The organism is Vibrio sp. D431a (genome assembly GCF_030248655.1).
GTDB lineage: Bacteria > Pseudomonadota > Gammaproteobacteria > Enterobacterales > Vibrionaceae > Vibrio > Vibrio alginolyticus.
Genome location: NZ_JAHGAP010000002.1, coordinates 134095 through 150562, shown reverse-complemented (window position 1 = coordinate 150562; position 16468 = coordinate 134095). Strand labels below are relative to the sequence as shown.

Annotated in this window: 13 protein-coding genes and 1 pseudogene; 6 read left to right on the top strand and 8 right to left on the bottom strand. The window is 44.7% G+C overall.

Annotated elements, in window-relative coordinates; genetic code table 11:
• Positions 1 to 153 precede the first annotated feature (153 nt).
• The gene (locus KJB35_RS02960) at positions 154 to 1155 is read right to left on the bottom strand and encodes an arginine deiminase-related protein (RefSeq protein ID WP_033906610.1); all 1002 of its coding nucleotides are present in this window, start codon (positions 1153 to 1155) and stop codon (positions 154 to 156) included.
• A gap of 402 nt (positions 1156 to 1557) precedes the next feature.
• On the opposite strand from KJB35_RS02960, the gene KJB35_RS02955 reads away from it, so the two are divergent.
• Together KJB35_RS02955 and KJB35_RS02950 are read left to right on the top strand one after the other, a co-directional pair.
• Positions 1558 to 3408 (top strand): ABC transporter ATP-binding protein, encoded by a 1851-nt coding sequence (locus KJB35_RS02955; protein WP_053303954.1) that lies wholly within the window; start codon positions 1558 to 1560, stop codon positions 3406 to 3408.
• Between the two features lie 592 nt (positions 3409 to 4000).
• Positions 4001 to 4708 (top strand): DUF445 domain-containing protein, encoded by a 708-nt coding sequence (locus KJB35_RS02950; protein ID WP_005383549.1) that lies wholly within the window; start codon positions 4001 to 4003, stop codon positions 4706 to 4708.
• A gap of 123 nt (positions 4709 to 4831) precedes the next feature.
• On the opposite strand, the gene KJB35_RS02945 is transcribed toward KJB35_RS02950, so the two are convergent.
• Both KJB35_RS02945 and KJB35_RS02940 read right to left on the bottom strand, forming a co-directional pair.
• A complete protein-coding gene (locus KJB35_RS02945) occupies positions 4832 to 5308 on the bottom strand; it encodes an Lrp/AsnC family transcriptional regulator (protein WP_005374595.1) in 477 nt (158 codons plus the stop codon).
• Positions 5309 to 5600: 292 nt separating this feature from the next.
• The gene (locus KJB35_RS02940; RefSeq protein ID WP_005374593.1) at positions 5601 to 5849 is read right to left on the bottom strand and encodes a hypothetical protein; all 249 of its coding nucleotides are present in this window, start codon (positions 5847 to 5849) and stop codon (positions 5601 to 5603) included.
• A gap of 358 nt (positions 5850 to 6207) precedes the next feature.
• On the opposite strand from KJB35_RS02940, the pseudogene KJB35_RS02935 reads away from it, so the two are divergent.
• Positions 6208 to 6483: pseudogene (locus KJB35_RS02935) on the top strand (GNAT family N-acetyltransferase); the annotation flags it as partial.
• 5 nt (positions 6484 to 6488) lie between these two features.
• Entirely contained in the window at positions 6489 to 6923 is a 435-nt protein-coding gene (locus tag KJB35_RS02930) for a hypothetical protein (RefSeq protein WP_017820067.1), read from the top strand.
• Between the two features lie 91 nt (positions 6924 to 7014).
• Here the strand turns inward: KJB35_RS02930 and KJB35_RS02925 are convergent, their stop codons facing one another.
• Positions 7015 to 7254, bottom strand: a complete 240-nt coding sequence (locus tag KJB35_RS02925; RefSeq protein WP_151515234.1) for an RNA-binding protein — start codon at positions 7252 to 7254, stop codon at positions 7015 to 7017.
• 148 nt (positions 7255 to 7402) lie between these two features.
• Here KJB35_RS02925 and KJB35_RS02920 point away from each other — a divergent pair, with 148 nt between their 5' ends.
• Positions 7403 to 7936: a GNAT family N-acetyltransferase gene (locus KJB35_RS02920; protein ID WP_017820066.1), complete on the top strand. Its 534-nt coding sequence runs from the start codon at positions 7403 to 7405 to the stop codon at positions 7934 to 7936.
• Between the two features lie 124 nt (positions 7937 to 8060).
• On the opposite strand, the gene putP is transcribed toward KJB35_RS02920, so the two are convergent.
• From putP to KJB35_RS02900, 4 genes are all read right to left on the bottom strand, one after another.
• The gene (gene putP / locus KJB35_RS02915) at positions 8061 to 9554 is read right to left on the bottom strand and encodes a sodium/proline symporter PutP (RefSeq protein ID WP_005374582.1); all 1494 of its coding nucleotides are present in this window, start codon (positions 9552 to 9554) and stop codon (positions 8061 to 8063) included.
• A gap of 136 nt (positions 9555 to 9690) precedes the next feature.
• A complete protein-coding gene (locus KJB35_RS02910) occupies positions 9691 to 10398 on the bottom strand; it encodes a 1-pyrroline-5-carboxylate dehydrogenase (RefSeq protein WP_006740880.1) in 708 nt (235 codons plus the stop codon).
• Between the two features lie 11 nt (positions 10399 to 10409).
• Entirely contained in the window at positions 10410 to 13541 is a 3132-nt protein-coding gene (putA, locus tag KJB35_RS02905) for a bifunctional proline dehydrogenase/L-glutamate gamma-semialdehyde dehydrogenase PutA (RefSeq protein ID WP_213907526.1), read from the bottom strand.
• Between the two features lie 405 nt (positions 13542 to 13946).
• Positions 13947 to 14759 carry an AraC family transcriptional regulator gene (locus KJB35_RS02900; protein ID WP_025768702.1) on the bottom strand — a complete coding sequence of 271 codons (813 nt, stop codon included), beginning with the start codon at positions 14757 to 14759 and terminating at the stop codon, positions 13947 to 13949.
• A gap of 973 nt (positions 14760 to 15732) precedes the next feature.
• On the opposite strand from KJB35_RS02900, the gene KJB35_RS02895 reads away from it, so the two are divergent.
• Positions 15733 to 16452 carry a PAS domain-containing protein gene (locus KJB35_RS02895; protein WP_017820063.1) on the top strand — a complete coding sequence of 240 codons (720 nt, stop codon included), beginning with the start codon at positions 15733 to 15735 and terminating at the stop codon, positions 16450 to 16452.
• Positions 16453 to 16468: the final 16 nt, after the last annotated feature.

Genomic DNA, 16468 nt, shown 5'->3' with positions numbered 1-16468 from the left:
GCTTAAACCAAGCGGCGCCTATGCAAATCGTCAGAAAACTAAAAAGCGCAAAAAAGCCGTTAGTCTGTACTGCCACAGAGCTAACGGCTAAAAACCCTTGAAGAGAACGCTTCGTCAGCCTTTCACTGCGGCTGAAAAGAAATGTGCAGTTTATTAAAGCACAGCTTTACGATTCGGTAAGAACACCTCACCCAACATACAACGAACCGAGCCACCACCAATAGATTCTATGGTAGAAACGTCGAATGGCAGCAATTTACCGTGCGTTGCCAATTGCTTTCTTTGTGCAGGTGAGAATGCATCGTACGCCGATTGCGACATCGCAATCACCTTGTCGCCGTTGATCGTTTCCAGTTGCAGAATGTTACCGCAGAACTGGTTCATCTGATCAAGCGAAATTGAGATGACTTGCTTGTCTTTGGCGAGTGACTTCATTACAAAACGACGCTCAAATTCTGGGATCACTTCGTCACAAATCACGCAAAACTGTTCGCCAACCGCCATCATCACATTGGTGTGATAAATCGGCGCACCAGACGGCAAACGAGTTTGGAAAGAAATCACTCGTTCATAGCCAATACGATCGGCGTAATCTTCTAAAACCAGACGATCACAACGTTGTGAGAGTGCGGCGTAGACCGTTTTATTTAGGTGGTCAAACACCATCACACCCGTGCTTTCTAAATACGCTTGCTCGTCAAGATATTCAGTTAGACTGCTGCGTCGATGAACTTCTCGCCCTGCTTGCGCTAGTGCTGCTACAAGCGCATCGGGACGTACTTCTTTTTGACGGTTTTCACAGGCCATTGGAAAGGTGTACAACGTGCCATCTGGCGTAGTGCTAAACCAATTGTTTGGAAATACCGCGTCTGGCGTCGCAACATCTGAAGTTGGATAATCAAACTCAACAACTTGAACGCCCTCTTGACGCAGCGTTGCAACCATACTCGCGAACTCGGCCATTACTCGACGTGAGACTTCTTCTTGGCTGAGTGACACTTTATGTTGGAACTCATTATCTTGTGCGGTTTCTTCATTAAAACGAAACTCTTTCGGTGGCACCATCACTACGCAGTTTGCGGTTTGGCGCTGAGCACTTTGCGTGCTTTCTTCTTTCCCATTAGCAAATTGGGTCACTGATTCGTGTAATAGCATCCAATACATTCCTTATCACTAGAATGAGGAGATTGTAAATTTATTGTTAACTTCAGTTTTGCTGTTTTCACAATTAATTTAATTATCTAGAAGTAATTTTCACTGAACTTAGCTTATTTCTCCCGAAATTTTATTGTCACTATGCAGGTTTAAGGTTTTATGGCATCGCGATGAACATGCGAAGAATTCATCATAAGAATCAGAACCATAGACAACCACACCCATAACCAACTAGTTACATTTAAAACACAATCGGTTAGACTATTTTTTCGCCCCTCTCGTCAATCCGTCTGCTTTCTCGAGAGCAGCCAAAAACCCTTATACACGCGGCTTCGTCCAAAGCTGCGTGAATCGATGGATTTAGCCACCCCAAATGGCACTGTTTTAACTTTAGGATGAGTTATGTTTAAACGATTTGAAGGCTTTACAGAGCCGTTCCCCAAATCCACACCAGATCAGCCTCCTTCAGGGATGCTCGCTTTTTTACGTTATTACACCCGCGGCTACGAAAAGCCTTTGATCATCATGTCTTTGATGGCCACGATTGTTGCTGTCGTTGAAGTTATGTTGTTTGGCGCGATGGGACAATTGGTTGATTGGTTGTCCACCAGCAATCCAGAAACGTTCTTGCAAGACAATAAAGCAGATTTGATTTTTTACGGAACCTTATTGTTGGTTGTCATGCCCATTTTGGTGATCGTGTATTCGTTGCTCGTTCACCAAACATTATTGGGCAACTATCCAATGTCTATCCGCTGGCTTGCACACCGGTATTTGCTCAATCAAAGCTTAAACTTCTATCAAGATGATTTTGCAGGCCGAGTTGCAACTAAAGTCATGCAAACCTCATTAGCTGTGCGCGAAACCGTGATGAAAGCTATGGATGTATTTGTTTATGTTACGGTTTACTTCACCAGTATGATCATTATGTTAGCGACGGCAGACTGGCGTTTGATGATCCCAATGATCGTCTGGCTGCTCGCTTACATCGCTATCCAAATCTATTTTGTCCCTAAGCTCAAAGACGTCGCTTCAGCGCAGGCCGATGCTCGTTCGACAATGACAGGATGCATCGTCGACAGCTATACCAATATTCAGACGGTCAAACTGTTTTCTCATAGCCAGCGCGAAACCCAATATGCTGAGCAAGGCATGAAGGGATTTTTGAATACGGTCTATCGTCAAATGCGCCTAGTGACCGGCTTTGACGTTGCTGTAGAGATCTCAAACTATATTTTGGTGTTTTCCGTTGCTGCTTTATCGATTTACCTGTGGTTGGATAGTGCCATCAGCGTTGGCGCGATTGCGATTGCTGTTAGCCTTGCATTACGCGTAAATGGTATGTCGATGTGGATTATGTGGGAAGTTGGCGCCCTCTTTGAAAACATGGGAACCGTTGTCGATGGAATGAAAACGCTTTCTAAGCCTATTGATATTAAAGATAAACCAGGCGCAAAAGACTTGGTTGTCACTGAAGGAGGCATTCACTTTGATAACGTCAGCTTCCATTACGGTGAGAACAAAGGCGTAATTAGCCATCTCGATCTCAACATCAAACCAGGAGAGAAAGTAGGCTTGGTTGGGCGCTCCGGCGCCGGAAAATCGACTTTGGTGAACTTGTTACTTCGTTTCCACGATGTCGAAGACGGCAGCATTAAGATCGATGGACAGAACATCTCAGAAGTCACACAAGACTCTTTGCGTTCAAAGATCGGTATGGTGACCCAAGATACTTCTCTGCTACACCGTTCAATTCGTGACAATATTTTGTATGGCAATCCAGATGCGACAGAAGAAGATTTGCTGAAAGCCACTAAGCAAGCGCATGCCCATGAGTTTATCGAAACTCTGACCGACCCATTTGGTAATGTCGGATACGATGCGCAAGTTGGTGAACGTGGTGTGAAACTGTCTGGCGGCCAACGTCAGCGTATCGCAATATCTCGTGTGCTACTCAAAGATGCACCATTGCTGGTATTGGATGAAGCAACATCGGCTCTGGATTCAGAAGTCGAAGCGGCGATTCAGGAAAGCTTGAATGAATTAATGCAAGGGAAAACGGTTATTGCTATCGCTCACCGATTATCGACCATCGCACAAATGGATCGCCTCATCGTGCTAGATAAAGGCAGCATCGTTGAACAAGGTTCTCATCAAGAACTCATTGCGAATAACGGCATTTACGCCCAGCTTTGGGCGCATCAAACTGGCGGATTTATCGCTGAAGAACTAGACAATCAACACGCTTCTTAACGAGTGATAAGCTCAATAAAAACGGCGCTTTAAGCGCCGTTTTTTATTTTAATCCATGGCTAGATGCTCATATAGCCATTGTGGTTTCTCATATATGAAACACTCTCCATGATAAAGCTCACACTTTTTCTGCTAATATACCGCCTCGTTGCGTATCCATTGCAATGAACACAATACAGAGTATTGAGCCGTCTTCATTTGTCATTTCACTTTTTGAGAAACAGCTATACTCAATAGATGGCTTAGTTATTATATTAACAATAAGGTAATTAGCTTATGTGTAAATGTGGTTCAATGCAGATCGTACAACTCAAACCAAGTTGGGCTGACAAGCTATTTGGCTACTCAGAAAGATGGAAATGCCAACTTTGTTGTAAGATCTACCGCATCTAAAATTAAAAATAGAATCTTAGTTTTTCTAAGAAAAAGCAGTGGCCCGACAATGATTGTCGGGTTTTGTTTTTCTGAACATTCATTTTTTGTCCCTTCTCTACAAGACTACTCATCACGGCAAAACCTAGCATCTTAATGTGACTTAGGTATAGAATCAGGCCCACTTATTCTTTCCGATATTCATATATAACTGGTCACTATGAACAAAAGTTTGCTAACGAATGTCCTCGCTATCGCTTTGATGGCTGGAGGTCATCAATTACAAAACGACTATCTTTGGTATGCAGGGCTGTTTGCGTTCTCAGGCGCCATCACCAACTGGCTTGCCATCCATATGCTGTTTGAGAAAGTGCCTGGATTATACGGTTCTGGCGTGATCCCCGCGCGATTTGAAGAGTTTAAACTGGCTATCAAAAACTTAATGATGGAACAGTTTTTTACTGAAGCGAACATTGACCGATTCTTGAATAAAGAAATGGCGGGCGGTGTGAACATCGATCTTCAACCAGTAATTGAGAAAGTAGATTTAAATCCAGCATTTGATTCCCTAGTGGAAGTAATTGAAGGCTCTCAGTTTGGTGGCATGCTAGCGATGTTTGGCGGCTCGGAAGCGCTACAACCCATGCGCCAACCTTTCGTCGAAAAGATGCAAGAATCCATCATTGAGTTGAGCAAGAGCGATAACATCAAAGAAGCACTGAAAGAGCAATTCGAATCTCCTGCAATGATGGATGAGATAAAGCAGAACATTGAAGGTATCATCGATCAACGTTTAAGCGAATTAACACCGGCATTAGTTAAAGAAATGGTGCAAAAGATGATCAAACAACACCTTGGCTGGCTAGTCGTTTGGGGCGGTGTTTTTGGTGGTTTAATTGGCGTTATCAGCACCTTTATCGGGGCATAATCGCTCACCGATTTATTAAAAAGGAGCTTCGGCTCCTTTTTTATCTTGAAAAAATAATACGCCAAGTCACGCTAAATAATATGCTCAACACATTAGCGCTACGGTCATAGACATCAGCCTCGCCTAACCAAGGAGCTCGGGATTAACACCAAATCCCGTTTTATGTTCTTCTATGACCACTTCACTACGAGTTTGAATCACGCCCGGAAGCGTGCCTAACTTGCTCGACATAAACTCCTGATACGCTTTCATGCTCTTAACACGAACTTTTATCATGGTATCGAAATCTCCAGAGAGCGAGTAGCACTCTTCAATTTCAGGCATCAATTCCACCGCTTTCGCAAACTTTTCAAAAATAGAAAAACTGGTTTGGTCTAAACGAATATGGATGAATACTTGCACATCCAGCCCCAACTTTTCCGCATTCAACTCCGCATGATAACCATTGATATACCCTTCTTTTTCTAGCCGCTTTACACGATCAGAACATGGAGAAGTCGTTAAGTTAATCAGCTTTGCTAGTTCTACAACTGGAATTCTGCCTCTCGAATGAAGCACTCTCAAAATATGTAAATCAATCCGGTCCAATTGATAACTCATTAACCCACTTCCTTGTAACCACTTAGAAAGCATCACATTAATCGTTGCTCAAACAATTGCAAACCATCAAATGCACAGCATGTGAAATTCAGCAGAGAATAACCAGAAAACAACGAAGGAGGGAAAGAGCTATGATTATTGCCGCTCACTTAGTAGCCGTGAAGTGAAGAGAAAAAGCAACCTAGCGGCTCCCGCGGAGTCGCAAATTTGAAAGCGCATGACACGCCTGTATAGATATGTCGTTCGGGCAACGCCGCCCTGTTTAGCCATTAATCATGGCTATCACTCAGAGTTAGAGTGCGGCCGATGTATGCCGTGTAGGATGTGGAACAACCTCTCCAATTGCACGATGATTACAACAACGGCAGTAGTATTGAGGCTCCATCTCGTAATAATGTTCACCTGATACAAATTTCGCCATCAGCTGTGTAAAACTCACCATTTTGCCTGTTAACGAGTCAACAGACTGAGGCTCGCAACGCTTCATAATCACTTTATGTTGCGTTGATTTTCTACAAGCTGCGCAATATATATCCGGCATTTCTCTTCTCCCTACTTTTTCGTCCTACTGACAATTGACATATTTTGTTCAAAATAATTCCACAATTAAAAAGCTCCTTTAATTTTTTGTGCCCTATCTTCAAAAAATTGAACGAAAGTATCAAAAAACTGAGACATTGGTCAGACCTCAACTTTTGTACCATCAATATGAGCAAACGTGCTTATGTGTGTAATAATACGACACATTACACATAAGCAATTGTTCGGGCTTATTATTTAGTAAGGCGCATGACAACTTTACAGCTGGCTAGATCGAGCTTTCGAGACGCCTTGTTATCTCGATTTACCCCGCAAACCAGTTGCTAGCAGCTATAGCCGTCTCATCAAGGAAGAAATGCATGACGATACAACCGATTCTCACTACCGAAAGACTCGTCCTCCGGCCATTCAATATCGATGACTGCCAACAAGTGGCTTTACTCGCTGGAGATAAGCGAATTGCCGACATGACAGCAAACATCCCTCATCCTTATGAGCGACCGATGGCGCAAGCATGGATAGATAGGCACGATCCGATGTATCAGCAGCATCAAGGCGTGGCGTACGCTATTACCTTACGAAACACTGAGGAGTTACTTGGTGCGGTGAGTTTACCGCGTATAGAAGAGGGATATGTCGGATGATCATCCATGAAACTTCACAAAATCTGCCCAAGAACAACCCTTTCTTGCTAGGAACTGTATTGTTGTCGCTGTTCTATTTTTCCTACCTAGCAGACAAGATCGTCGAGTTTGGACTCGTAGCACTCACAATAATAGGATTGAAACTGCTCTCAACGTACTTCACGCGCCGCGCGTTCAATCCTAAAACGCTAGATATCGATGCAAGCACCAACACCTTGAAGTACCGCCAGGGCTCAACGGTTTACTTCCGTCTACCTCTTGATGACATTGTCAAAGTCCAAATACAGAAAGAGTTCTTCTCTAGCAAAAGTTTGATGCTCTACACAGTCAACGACGCTTACCAAGTGCCGAATTCAGACAATTTCGATTCTCTACAGTTAAAGGATTTAATGAAACAACTTGAAGAGAGAATTGATGATCAATCTCGCTAAAACGAAAAGAGAAGACATTCTAGAATGTTGCCAATTTGGTCTCTAAATAGAAAGACAAAAAAGCCAGCAATAACGCTGGCTTTTCTCTGTATTAGTCTTGTGCGACTTTCACGCGAATTTTGCTTTTTTCTACGTTCGTCAAATTCAGTGCTTCAAGAGCAGAAATGGCTTCTGCTTCGTCCGGCATGATGACAAAACCGAAGCCTTTCGACAAACTCGTGTCTTGATCAAGCACTAGCGAACACAGTTCTACTTTGCCGTACGCTGAGAATAATTTGCGGATATCTTGCTCGGTCATGTGACGAGCCAAGTTTCTTACTAAAAGTTTCATAATGAACCTAGTTGGTTTGATAACGGTTCGATTCTCTCAGTTTCTCTCTGGCAAACCAAGTGAATAATATGACGGCGTTGACTAGATCATTCTAAGTACATCTGTTTAAATGATTTTCCGTTCATTTTTCACCCATAGGAGAGTCGGCATGGAAACGAAACGTCTCAAACTCATCCCTGCTTGTTTAGAACGAGCCGAAGAGGCGCATCAAGCTGTCGTTCGCAGCCAAAAAACTCTCGAAGTCTATCTGCCGTGGGTACCTCATGTGCTGACATTAGAAGCGATGATAGAAGGGACAGAGAAAGCCATCGCAAACTTTGAAAACTTCGAAGAAGAGCTGCGTTACTACATCATTGAAAAGGAAAGCGATCGCTTACTGGGTGCGGTCGGCTTGATGATTCGAGATCCCGACGTACCGTCCTTTGAGATAGGTTATTGGTTAGATAATGCTGCCGTTGGCAATGGTTATGTTGCTGAGGCTGTGCTCGAAGTTGAGCGCTATGCGTTTGATGACTTGGGCGCAAAGAGAATCGCAATTCATGCTGATAGCACCAACCAAAAGAGCAGGGCTGTAGCCGAGCGCTGTGGTTATGAGTTCGAAGGTGAGCTCAGAAACGAACGTCTGACTACATCGGGAGAGCTGAGTAACACCGTTATTTACGCCAAAATTCGTCGCGACTAACACTCCAATCTAACCGAGCAATGCTAAGCTCTGATCTCAAGCTACCGCCACTAACGTTAATTAAGTTTCAGATAAAACAAAGCCCGCTAAAATAGCGGGCTTTGTGTTCATATACGGGAAGTTACTAGTCTAGTTCAACCAGTTTTTTCTCGAACGACTGGTGTTGGTCTAACACGTCTTGCGCAGCACCGCCCGTTGCTTTACTTACCACAATGATGGCAAGCGTAGAGAAGATGATGCCCGGTACGATTTCGTACACATCAAACCAACCGCCAGTTAGCTGCTTCCAAACCACGATAGTGATACCACCAACAAGAATACCTGCTAACGCGCCGTTACGGTTCATACCGCTCCAGTAAAGGCTAAGTACAACCGCAGGACCAAATGCCGCACCAAAACCAGCCCAAGCGTAAGATACAAGACCAAGTACTGAGCTATCAGGCGTCATCGCTAGGAATAGCGCAACAAGCGAAATAACGATAACACCGATACGACCAATCATTACGATTTCTTCAGAAGACGCTTCTGGCTTGAATACTTGCTTGTAGAAGTCTTCTGCAAGCGCTGAAGATGAAACAAGGAGCTGTGAGTCAGCGGTACTCATTACCGCCGCTAGGATTGCGGCTAACAACATACCCGCAACGACAGGATGGAATACTGCGTTAACCAATAGCATGAAGATCTTCTCACCGTCTTCTAGTTGAGTACCCGGATGACCCGTAACCCAAACCAGACCAACAAGACCAACAAGCATTGCACCGACCATAGATAGTGCCGTCCAAATCACTGCGATACGACGTGCAGTCGTTAGATCTTTGTTTGAACGAGACGCTTTAAAACGCGCTAGGATGTGTGGCTGACCAAAGTAACCAAGGCCCCACGCCGCTAGAGAGATAATGGCAATCGCAGACAATGGTTCGCCTTTCGCGTCATTCCATAGCGTTGCAAGTTCTGGGTTGATGTCATGTAGATCAGAACTTAGCTGACCTAAACCACCGTCCATTACCGCTATAGGAACAATCATTAGCGCAGCCGCCATTAGCAGACCTTGCACTAAGTCAGTCCAAGATACCGCTAGGAAACCACCGAATAGTGTGTAAGAAACGACACACACCGTACCGATGATAACAGCGTAGGTGTAATCTAGACCGAATACCGTCTCAAACAGTTTGCCCCCTGCGACCAAACCTGAGCTGGTGTAGAAAAGGAAAAATAGAAGAATGAAAAACGCAGAGATTGTCTGAATCAGTTTCGACTTATCGTTGAAGCGACGTGACAGGAACTCTGGCAACGTTAGCGCGTCAGTTTGGATACTGTAGGTACGGAGGCGTTTTGCACTGATGAGCCAGTTTGCCCATGTACCAAGAAGTAGACCGCCGGCTAACCAGAAGGCCTCGATACCCGCAGCGTACGCATAGCCAGGCAAGCCTAGCAGCAACCAACCACTCATGTCTGAAGCACCTGCAGATAATGCAGCAGGCCACGGACCTAGGCTACGGCCACCTAGGAAGTAGTCAGATGAATTGGAAGTCCTCTTATACGCGTAAACGCCAATAGCAACCATAATCAGTAAATACGCCACAAAAGTGGACGTGATAGCAAAGCTATTTTCTATCATTAGATAGTCCTCGTTATAATTATTTCCTTCCTTGCCTGCCCTGATATTTTACCGTCTCAGCAATACATCAGAGTATAAAAAACCAATCTGGACCGGCTCTCAGTCCAGTTACTCCAGATTGGCATTACAAGTCAGGTTAGTGAGTTTCGTTCCCCAACTCGAGTAGAGTTGCGTTACCACCCACCGCGGTAATATTTATCGTTCGAGTGCGCTCAGTAATGAAGCGCAACGAGAGATGAGGATCATGAGCCAATTTCGGTGACTCTAAATCCGTTTCAGAAACTAAGCCGACGATTGCACCGTCACGCTTAGCTAGTTGAAGATTGAGCGCATGCTCAACCTGTGAACGCCCAACATAACCCACACTACGTACATCGCTCTCAAGCAACGGGGCAGACGCATCGTACGCAACAACCTGGACTAAGTTAGATGGGAAGTTTGCCAACGCTACAGCTTGCTTAACCAGTTGGTTTAGCTCTGCATTGTCACTGCAAACGACCACACTGTTGCCTGCAATTAAGGCACAGGTGATCATCGCAAAAGCACTGTATAACGCATTATCAGCAGGCTCGATGTTGTTTTCACAAATCACCAAAGCCACACCGCGTCCTGCGGCATACAGTTCGTTAGTTTCCCCTGTAGGGCCAACTAACTGGTGAGTTTCTGCAAGAAGAGTTGATGCTTGTTGCAAGTGGTAAGAAACCACTTTGGCAACGGTAGACTGCTGCCCTTCTAGTGCAGATTTAAATGCCAGAACATGCTCGCATTTGTAATCAAAATCAGTCAGATTCCACTGCTCCCACGCAGAGAATGCATCTTTAAAATAGGTGATCTGATGAACCATAATGCGACTCCTTATGCGTTTTCTGCTTGAGCAAGAAGATGTTGAGTAAAGCGGAATAGGTAGTGTGGACCACCAGCTTTCGGGCCAGTACCCGACAAGCCTTGACCACCAAACGGCTGTACACCAACCACAGCGCCAACTTGGTCTCGGTTGATGTAGCAGTTACCTACTCGAGCATGTTTCTCAATCCAACGGTACGTGGTTTCGTTACGGCTATGGATACCCATCGTCAAGCCAAAACCCGTTTTGTTGATCTGCGCAACCACGTTCGGTAATTCAGACGCTTTAAAGCGAATAATGTGCAAGATTGGACCAAATTGTTCTTCTTTCAGCACATCGATGCCCGAGATTTCAAACGCACTTGGTGAGACAAAGTCACCATGCTGGCACGATTCATCCAGCTGTAGCTGAGCGACTTTAGTCTGTGTTTTGCTCATTTGCTCAAGGTGAGCGAGGAGTTTTTGTTTTGCATTGCTGTCGATAACCGGACCAACATCTGTTTTGTGTAGGTAAGGTAAACCAACATGCAGTTCATTCATCGCACCCTGAATCAGGTTGATCATACGGTCTGCTACATCTTCTTGTACAAATAGAACACGAAGGGCAGAACAACGCTGACCAGCAGATGCAAACGCCGAACGAATCACATCACGCACCACCTGCTCTGGCAATGCAGTACTGTCCACAATCATTGCGTTTTGGCCACCTGTTTCCGCAATAAACGGAACCGGTTTCGCGCTGCGCTCCGCGAGCGTGACGTTAATGCGTTGCGCCGTTGCCGTTGAGCCAGTGAATGCCACACCAGCAATAGCATCATGAGAAGTCAGTGCATGACCGATCTCAGCGCCGCGACCAGTAAGTAACTGAATCACACCTGCAGGGAAGCCAGCATCAAGCATTAATTCAATAGCACGAGCGGCAATTAAGCTTGTTTGCTCAGCAGGTTTTGCAACCACAGTGTTACCTGCAATCAGTGCTGCCGTTACCTGACCAAGGAAGATAGCCAACGGGAAGTTCCAAGGGCTGATACACACAAACACACCAAGACCTTCACGGCTAGAAATGCGTTTCACACCGTCAAAGCCTTCTAGCTCAAATGGCTGTAGGTTTTGCGCTTGTTTCGCGTAATAACGACAGAAATCCACTGCTTCACGAACTTCATCAATACTATCGTGAATCGTCTTGCCCGCTTCTTTGTGACAAATCGCCACCAGCTCAGCCAGATTTTCTTCCATTAAGTCAGCAAGCTTTTCTAAACAAGCCGCTTTTTGCTCAACAGGAACACCTTTCCAATCAGAGAAAGCACTTTGCGCCGCATCAATTGCAGCGGAAACGTGATCAAGAGTTGCAAATGCCACTTTGCCGACTTCCATTCGGCGATCGTATGGTGCGGTGATGATCTCAGCCGCATTTTCCTTGATCATGCTTTCGGCAAAGCGTTCACCATTGATCATCGGGCCTGCAACCCACTGGTTGTCCATGAAGCTTTCGACCTGAGCTTCAAATGGCTTCGCTTCACTGTCGATGTCAATGTTGACGCCATATGAGTTCTTACGCTCAGGGAAAATATCGGCAGGCAATGGAATTTTGTCGTTGTGTAGCGTGTCAAAACCCGTCAACACATCCACAGGGTGATGGGTCAACTCATAAATCGGACAACGCGCATCAACTAGACGGTGTACAAACGAGCTGTTCGCACCATTTTCAAGCAGACGACGAACCAAGTACGGAAGAAGATCAGCATGGCTACCGACAGGAGCATAAATACGTACTGGCTGACCGTACATTTTCATAACATGGTTATACAGTGAATCACCCATACCATGCAGGCGCTGGAACTCGTATTCTTTGTGCTCCGCCATGACAGCAATTGCCGTAACTGTGTGAGCATTGTGGCTTGCAAATTGTGGGTAGATATTACCGCGAACACCTTCGCTAAGTAGGAAACGAGCACAAGCTAGGTATGCAACGTCCGTCGCTTCTTTGCGAGTGTATACTGGGTAATTTGCATAACCCGCTTGTTGAGACCACTTGATTTCGCTGTCCCAGTACGCGCCTTTAACCAAACGCAGAGGAATAACGTCACCTTGCTCTTTTGCGAGTGCATTTAGCCACACCAAGACTGGTAGCGCACGTTTTGAGTAGGCTTGAATAACCAAACCAAACTTGCCCCAACCTTTCACAAGATCGCTACGGTACACTTTCTCAAATAGCTTCAGAGAAAGCTCAAGGCGATCCGCTTCTTCTGCATCGATTGTGATTGCAACGTCGACTTCAATTGCACGTTTCAATAGCTGCATTAGTGAGTCATACAACTCTGTCATTACACGTTCTTCATTTGCGACTTCGTAGCGCGGGTGTAATGCAGAAAGCTTGATGGAAATCGAAGGCGCAGGGCTGGTGTCGTTACCGTAAGTCTCGCGACCCACCGCTTCGATCGCCATTAGGTAATCTTTGAAGTACTTGTTCGCGTCCGCTGTAGTTAACGCCGCCTCACCTAACATATCAAATGAGTAGGTGAAACCTTTGTCGCGCATTGGACGACCGTTCTTTTGCGCTTCTTCGATCGTACGACCACGAACAAACTGGTGACCCATGATCTTCATTGCCTGATACATGGCTTTACGAATCACAGGCTCAGAGAATTTATTTACCAGACGGTTTACAGCCTGACCTGGGCTCTGGGTGCCTTGCTCACCAAGACCAACCACTTTACCTGTTAGCATGAGGCCCCATGTTGATGCGTTAACAAACACAGAGTCAGAGTTTTTCAGGTGAGATTTCCAGTCTGCGACACTCAACTTATCTTTAATCAAAGAATCTGCTGTCGCGGCATCTGGGATGCGCATTAATGCTTCTGCAAGACACATCAGCAAGATACCTTCTTGAGTATCTAAGCTGTATTCCAGCAATAAAGCATCAATCATCTGGATTGACTTCTTATCGGCACGAATGGCTTCGATAAGGTGGGTCGTTTGGGTAGTGATCGCCGATTTTTCATCCTCTGTCGGCGTCGCTAGTGGCAATAGTTGCTCTAGCCATTGAGACTCGTCCACCATATATAATGGCGAGATCAGTGACCACAACTTATCAAGCGGCTGCCCGATAAATTCCGGTGTCAACACGTTCGTAGCTGTAAACATGTGTGTTCCTCAATCTCACTCCTCGAAAACCGCTTCGAGGATTATCAATGGCTGGCAGTGTATTTTGAGGCCGATAAGAATACTTGTCAAAAACTACGACATTTTTGCCAAAAACTCGCTTTTATAACAAAACATCCACATAGTCACATTCAAATAGGTAATATTTTGTGTTGTAAATTTTAATTTTTTCATTGCATTCACAACAAAATATCAAGAATATCAATAAGATTTTTGTGAAGAGCTCGTTCTAAGAGAAAATGTAGGATCAAGTGGCATATCAGCCACTGCAAAGAACAGAGAATTTAAAAAAACGAGAGATAGGTCACGTGAATAAAACATAAAAAAACCATGCATAGTGCATGGCTTTATTCTAATTGATGATTATTTGACCTAAAAAACGCATTGTTATCCAACTTGTTTTTTATAACGGGAAGGTGATATTCCCTGTAAGCGAGTAAAAGTATGAGTAAAAGTACTCTGGCTTGAGAAGCCAGTAAACTCGGCAATTTGCCCTAAAGAAAGGTGCCCTTGCTCGATTAATTCACGAGCCATGTCGATTCGCTTTCCGAGAACATATTGATGAGGTGTAATCCCCATCTGCTCTTTAAACAAGCAATGGAACTGACTTTCCCCAAGAAACACTCGCCCGGCCAATTGAGCCACACTAATCTTATGACTCAGGTGCTGCTCAATGTAACGATCAATCGCCTCCAAATCAAAGCGCGACTCTTTTCGACTGGTCTCAAATGCCGAGATATGGCGCTGCATTAACGCAATCACAGTGTCGTTACACGCACGACTTAACAGCAGGTCATCCGGATGGTTTCGCATTTCCTGAACCAACATCTGTATCAGCTTCTGAATTTGACTATCTAACTGGAAGTAGACATGGTCTCTCTCCAGGTTATTGATTTTTTGAAGCATTTCGGGATCATCATTTGTCGGTTTGGGCATATTCAGCACCAAAATATCCGATTGATTGATGACGCCACCGAAAGCATGATCAGAGCATGCGGTGACCACACAACCTTGACCAGGGCCGACAAGATTACCTCGCCCGCGCACTTCAAATTCGGCTTGCCCTTTTAAACCAATCACGATCTGCGTATAAGAATGATCGTGGCAATCCATATAAGACGGAAGTGTGATCAGCTCCGCCGGCTTTGGCAGCATAATCTCTTGATATGAAAGGATTTTTTGGTTATCTGAATCACTCATTTTAAACAGTCGTCTTTACACGGTCAGCTTACGTCTTCGCATCATATACCTTCTTTGTTGGGTTGCAACTTTTACCCAACTCAATCGACAAGATCAAATCAGCATGCTCAAGTTCATTTACATGATCATAGTTCCGGAACGATGATCATGCGAGGTTAATTTACGGTCAGTGAGCAACCAATTTTATTAACAAAAACGGATAGATAGGCAACACCTTACGTATACATAATCAATCAATGTAAAGATCCTTATTACCGAACAATCTGTTATTTTGTAAAACACCGTGCTCCATATTAGATAACTCGTCCCTGAAACGGATCGAAACCCACTCTTAAACTCAACATAGAGGGATTTCCCCCCTTACTAATATGCTTCTGATTCAATACATTAGTTATCGAGCTTTAAGATGCATACGATCTAAAGCTCTCGGTATCTCATTGATACCTCTAACTTACTTAGCAGACCCTCGCTAGGTAATTTAGAACCTCTTCTACACGTCGACAAGATTATATCTTGTGTTGCCAGCCCGTCTTCAGGCTGGCTTTTTTTTTCGCTTCTCAACAATGAAAACAATGGCATAAGCTGATATCATAGCGTTTGTCTCACTGTCCCTCTCATATGCTTAGGTGCTGCTCTTTCGCTCACAAGTGATATGAACGTCAACCACATTACAACTGAGTTGTAGGAAGCATGATCAAGGACGATACGAGTTGTAAGCCGAACATTAGGCGGACATCCGTGAGCGCACATATCTGTAATGAAACAGACCATTTTCCCAATTAAACTCTTCGTTCCATTTCGTCGTTGTCTATGACTACCTGACGAAAACATCGAACACCTTGAATTTAATTGGATTGAGCGCCAATCAACGAACGTGTTCTAGCAACGTAACTGCCTACTTGGCAACATCAATACGAGCCATGTAACACGGACGTCTCTGTATTGGTAAAAGCAGTATGTAGTGAGTCCTTTTGTGAATATTTCAGTCGATACCATAGAACAATCCCTCCTTAAACAGCTACCAGGTTGTTGGGGATGCAAAGATAAAGATTCGGTATTCCTATACGTAAACCAGGAATACGCAGAACTGTTAGGGCACACGTCGCCCGAGGAGTGCTTGGGTAAAACTGATTTTGATATGGCCAGCCCAACCACTGAATGCGCGCAAGAATTTCAACGCCAAGATAAACATGTTCTCGAAACTGGCGAGTCACTAAAAATTCTGGATATCCACCCTTATCCAGATGGCCGCTGGCGAGCACATATATTTACTAAAACACCGTGGCGAGATGACAAAGGCGACATCGTAGGCACCATTTTCTACGGAAGGGAACTCACCGACACCGCCGTGATTGAAGTCGGGTATTGGGTTTGTCGTGCAATCAGTACCAACCCAAATCAACAATCCATCTTTCGTTTTTCTGACTTACAACCAAAACCAGAGAAGCTCACATGCCGCGAGCAAGAAACGCTTTTCCTCTTGCTCTATGGCAAAAAGCCTCAATTTATCTCTCAGGTCATGGGCATATCAACAAAAACCGTTGAAGGTCACGTCGCACGCTTACGTAATAAGTTTGCAGCGAACAGCAAGAACGAGCTAATAGATAAAGCAATGGAAGCAGGCTACGGCTCTGTTGTACCCAAAACGCTGCTTAAGCATCAATTATCGGTTGTGTTGAATGGAGAGCGATAATTCGCATCGCTTCTAC

Bases quoted from the DNA above. Each gene is read 5' to 3' on its own strand.
- KJB35_RS02960 (WP_033906610.1), bottom strand. From the start codon at position 1,155: ATGCTATTACACGAATCAGTGACCCAATTTGCTAATGGGAAAGAAGAA.
- KJB35_RS02955 (WP_053303954.1), top strand. From the start codon at position 1,558: ATGTTTAAACGATTTGAAGGCTTTACAGAGCCGTTCCCCAAATCCACA.
- KJB35_RS02950 (WP_005383549.1), top strand. From the start codon at position 4,001: ATGAACAAAAGTTTGCTAACGAATGTCCTCGCTATCGCTTTGATGGCT.
- KJB35_RS02945 (WP_005374595.1), bottom strand. From the start codon at position 5,308: ATGAGTTATCAATTGGACCGGATTGATTTACATATTTTGAGAGTGCTT.
- KJB35_RS02940 (WP_005374593.1), bottom strand. From the start codon at position 5,849: ATGCCGGATATATATTGCGCAGCTTGTAGAAAATCAACGCAACATAAA.
- KJB35_RS02930 (WP_017820067.1), top strand. From the start codon at position 6,489: ATGATCATCCATGAAACTTCACAAAATCTGCCCAAGAACAACCCTTTC.
- KJB35_RS02925 (WP_151515234.1), bottom strand. From the start codon at position 7,254: ATGAAACTTTTAGTAAGAAACTTGGCTCGTCACATGACCGAGCAAGAT.
- KJB35_RS02920 (WP_017820066.1), top strand. From the start codon at position 7,403: ATGGAAACGAAACGTCTCAAACTCATCCCTGCTTGTTTAGAACGAGCC.
- putP (WP_005374582.1), bottom strand. From the start codon at position 9,554: ATGATAGAAAATAGCTTTGCTATCACGTCCACTTTTGTGGCGTATTTA.
- KJB35_RS02910 (WP_006740880.1), bottom strand. From the start codon at position 10,398: ATGGTTCATCAGATCACCTATTTTAAAGATGCATTCTCTGCGTGGGAG.
- putA (WP_213907526.1), bottom strand. From the start codon at position 13,541: ATGTTTACAGCTACGAACGTGTTGACACCGGAATTTATCGGGCAGCCG.
- KJB35_RS02900 (WP_025768702.1), bottom strand. From the start codon at position 14,759: ATGAGTGATTCAGATAACCAAAAAATCCTTTCATATCAAGAGATTATG.